General features: G+C 59.2%; 3 protein-coding genes and 1 pseudogene. All 4 read right to left on the minus strand.

The features are described 5' to 3' along the window. Window positions 1–264: 264 nt before the first annotated feature. A complete protein-coding gene (locus tag HBR94_RS28255) occupies window positions 265–480 on the minus strand; it encodes a helix-turn-helix transcriptional regulator (RefSeq protein WP_010466472.1) in 216 nt (71 codons plus the stop codon). Then, window positions 477–926, minus strand: coding sequence for a KfrB domain-containing protein (locus HBR94_RS28260; protein WP_010466474.1), 450 nt, complete (start codon window positions 924–926; stop codon window positions 477–479). Before HBR94_RS28260 ends, HBR94_RS28255 begins: the two co-directional genes overlap by 4 nt. 21 nt (window positions 927–947) lie before the next feature. Further along, window positions 948–3170 (minus strand): DUF5710 domain-containing protein, encoded by a 2223-nt coding sequence (locus HBR94_RS28490; protein WP_222932015.1) that lies wholly within the window; start codon window positions 3168–3170, stop codon window positions 948–950. Between the two features lie 150 nt (window positions 3171–3320). After that, window positions 3321–3856, minus strand: a pseudogene (locus HBR94_RS28265) (zincin-like metallopeptidase domain-containing protein); the annotation flags it as partial.

The following is a 3856-nucleotide window of genomic DNA, read 5'->3' on the forward strand; positions in this document are numbered from 1 at the left end:
CTCGGGCTTCCTTCAGACTCGCAGTCGCCCGCGAAACCCTTGCCTCTAGCTAGCACTTCCCCTTGCCGGGTGTGCGGGGGACTTCCACCCCTGAGTGAGCGCGCCCTGCCGGGCGCACCGAAAAAAAGCCCTCAAGGCGAGGGCTTTGTAATAGGACGATCAGCGAGCGCGGTGCCACAGAAGTAGACGTGAGGGGGTGAGCACCTGGGCGAGTCTTGCGACTCCAGCCTGCCGCTGACCAAAGGTACAGCGGCGGCGATTCTACTACAGCGCTTTACCCCTGCGCCCGGTAATGACGTACAACACGTCAAAACCCAGCTGGTCGAGACTGGCCAAGGCCACCGCATCCGGGCAGCTCTTCCCTGCTTCGTAGTAGCACCAGGTGCGCCGGGAACAGCCAATCCTGGCAGCAGTCTCGGTGCCAGTCAGGTTGAGTCGAGACGCTTCCAGGGCTAAGCGCCGGCCGACAGCCTCTTTCACAGGGTATGCGCCTTTTTCGCTTGCAGCTTGGCCCCTTCCTCCTGGCTCAGCTCTGCTTTGACCTTGCCAACACCTCGGCTATAGGACACCTCGTAGCACTTGCCCACTACCGGCTCCTTCTCGAACAGCTTGCGATCATGCTGGACGATTCCCTTGGGGCCGAACTGATAGACATGCTTCTGGTCAACGTGCAGCACCTGTCCACCGTAGGTTTGCGGGTGGACGTTCTTGGCTGGATTAGTGGCGTCGCTCAGTTGGTGGATGCCTTTAGGCAATCCTGCCTCTGGCTGTACCTTCATGGTGACCCAGCCCGGTTCTCCATCTTTCCCCGCACCAGGTACAACCTGGTCGATCTGACGGCTGCCATTCAGCACTACGATTTTCACGCTGCCTTCGGGCTTCATGAGAACGCCGGCATCGCCGTTATTGCGGTTTGCAATTTTCATTACCACTTCAACTTCTCCTTGTTAGCGCGACATTGCCCGTCGCGGTTGTTGCTTCTCTGCCTGCGTCTGAACTTGCTCGAGGCGTTTCTGCTCGATGCGCTCCTGGTGCTTCTCGATGGCTAAGCCAACCTCCGACCGCACCTGGCGATCCAGGGCCTCACGGCCGAGGCTGCTTTTGGTGGCCAGGTCGTTGAAGTCCGTGAAACGCTTCATCTGGTTGATAGCTTCTTGTTGCTCAGGGGTCAGCTTATTGGCGCGGGCCTTCTCCGGGTCGATGGGTTCCACTCCAGCCGGATAGGCTTGCTCGCCTGGTGCGAAGATCGGAAAGATGGCCTTGCCTTCTACCGACTTCGCCGCTTCCTGGGCCTTAGTTCGGCCTGGGTTCTTGCCGTCAATCAGCTCCTGGTGAAGATCGTTGTCCCCGGCAATCAGAATTGGCTTGTCGGGGAACTGCTCGCGCATCTGCGCGGCGACATGGGGAAGGTTGCCCGAGTCAAACGCCGCAACGGTTGCGTAGCCAAGGCTTTGGGACAGCGTATCGGCCGTGGCATAGCCTTCGCCGATCACGATGGCAGGAGCTGCTTGCAGAGCCTCCAGGCCAGCGCCGCCGACGACATGGAAGTTCTGGTGTTTCTCGGTGCCCTTGGCAAACATCTTCGTGCCGTTGGCGCGAATTGACTGCGCAGCCTTGAGGTTGCCATTGCTGTCCTGTGCGGTCAGCAGCAAGTCGCCGGCTGTGAAGACCAGATTATCCGGGTTGGCCTCGCGCAGCGCCTTCGACTCCCTAGCATTTTTCCCAATGAGGATGATCGAATCGGCAGGCAAGCCCGCTGTGTCCGCAGGTACAACCTTGAGGTCGCCGGGCCTGGCCTCCTTGTTCTGGAGATAGGTGTGATCCGCTGTTGCTTGTGGTGCGATCGCCAGCAGTTCGCCGATCGCCTTAACTGCGCGGGCTTGATTCACCAGCCGCTCTTGCTCTCGCTGGGCTTGCCGCTGCGCAGCTTCGGCATTGAAAGATGCTTTGTCGCCCTCGCTGAGCGCGTAGCCCTTGGCTTTCCAGTTTGATTGGAAGCCTGTGCGGTGGTTCTGAATCGTACCTGCAGGAACGCCTTTCTCGCCGGGTTCCAGCTCGAACCCCCGATAAGCTCCCGAGGTGTTGCCCTTGCTTCCCCCCTCGACCGGGACTCGGTGCCATTTGCCGTCCATGATGGGGTGCTCTCCATCAACCACTAGGCCGGCTTCCTTCATGACCTGGGCGAACTCTTCTCGCGGCTCCATCGCGGGGGCCTGGCGAACTTGGTTCTCTGGCAGCCACTTTTGTAGCTTCTCCAGGTCTGCGCCAGGCTGCGCGTACCAGCATTTAGTCTGCTTATCGAAACCGATGGCGGGACGGCCGCTCTGTAGCTTGCCAGCGACCTGTTTGGCCTCGTCGCGCTGCTCGTATGGAACAGCCAACCAGGTCTTTTCCTTGGCCACGCTGGTACTGCTCTGCTCGCTACGGGCCTCGCTCTTTTCGAGTTCGGCTATTCGCCGCTGCATTTCAGGATCATTTAGAGCAAGCGCCACCTCGGCATTTTTTCGCTCTTCTTTGGCCGCAGAAATGTCCTCGTCAGTGCTGTTCGGGTTTTGTCGCACCTGCGCTTCTCGCAGTCGTGCTTGCTCGACTGCTTGCTGCATATCATCAGCCTGAACCAGCCCCTGGCCCTGGAGCACTTCGCGCCGGTCGCTGACCGCATCAGTAGCATCGAATATCTGCTTCTCTACCTGGTCAACATCCTGGTACATGGCTTCGGCGGCTGGCTCATGGCGCTGCCAGAACGGGTTGTTGTTGCCCATTGGGTGCATCGAATCCAGAACACTCTGCACAGTGTCTAGCTGCCGCTCGTTCATCCGGCCAATGGCAGGGCGAAGGTCGCTACTCAGCTTGTCCAGCACCCATTGCTCGGCGGTCAGTTGCTGCTGTGTGATTTCCTGTTGGGGCAACTGCTGTCCCTGCTCCATTTTGGCCTCCTGCTGTTCCTGCCGATGCCGGGCTGTGGCGATTGCAGAGTTGAGGGCGTTCGTCTGCCACTCATCATCCGAAGTCATGCCAGTGCCTGGAACTCGCTGCCCCTCGATGCAGCTCACAGCTTTACCGTCGCCGCTGTGCAGCTCGCTATGTACTGGGATCAATTTTCCGTCTGTATCCTGGTACTCGACGCGAATATCCGCCTCGTACTCGCCAGCATTCGACCAGCGAAGCATTGCCTTGAGGCCGTTAGCTTCGGCAGTGCGCTCCAGGGTCTGCCACGACTCCAGGGCGCTGTATCCAGGATTGGCGTTCTTGTGGGCTTCCTGGATATGGGCCAATACCTCGGCCTGCTCTTGGCCTAGCTGCGCGGTGTCCACCTGGTGGTCTTGAACTTGCTGCTGTTCAAACGCCAGGACGAAAGCCTGGATTTTCTCGGCATCCGCGGCTGCCCGGAAGATCTCAAGTGGATCTTCTTGCAGCACCTTGATCCATGACCCGACATACGCAACGTGCTGACCAGGATCGTGGCCAATACCCAGCTCGTTGCCCAGGATCATGCTGGAAATCTCTGCCCGCAACTCTTCCTTGGCGTACCCCTCCGACCCGAATGGGTTGGACAAGTCACGGTCAAGCCGCGAAGGGTGGCCAGTCCAATGCCCCAGCTCATGCAGTGCGGTCGCGTAGTAGTTGTCGGCCGAGGGAAACTGGCCGCGCTCGGGCATGGTGATGCTGTCGGTTGATGGCCGGTAAAACGCCCTATCACCGCCTGCATGTGTGATGCGCGCCCCTGATTGTTGCCGCTGACCGAAAACTGACCCAGTAGAGGCTGTTCTGCCGACTGAAAACTGACCCAGGTGTTCAACTGCTTCTGCTCAATTTTTGAGCAGGAGAACACAGGGTGATCAGTATGGAAATGATG

The organism is Pseudomonas sp. WS 5412 (genome assembly GCF_012985615.1).
Classification (GTDB): domain Bacteria; phylum Pseudomonadota; class Gammaproteobacteria; order Pseudomonadales; family Pseudomonadaceae; genus Aquipseudomonas; species Aquipseudomonas shahriarae.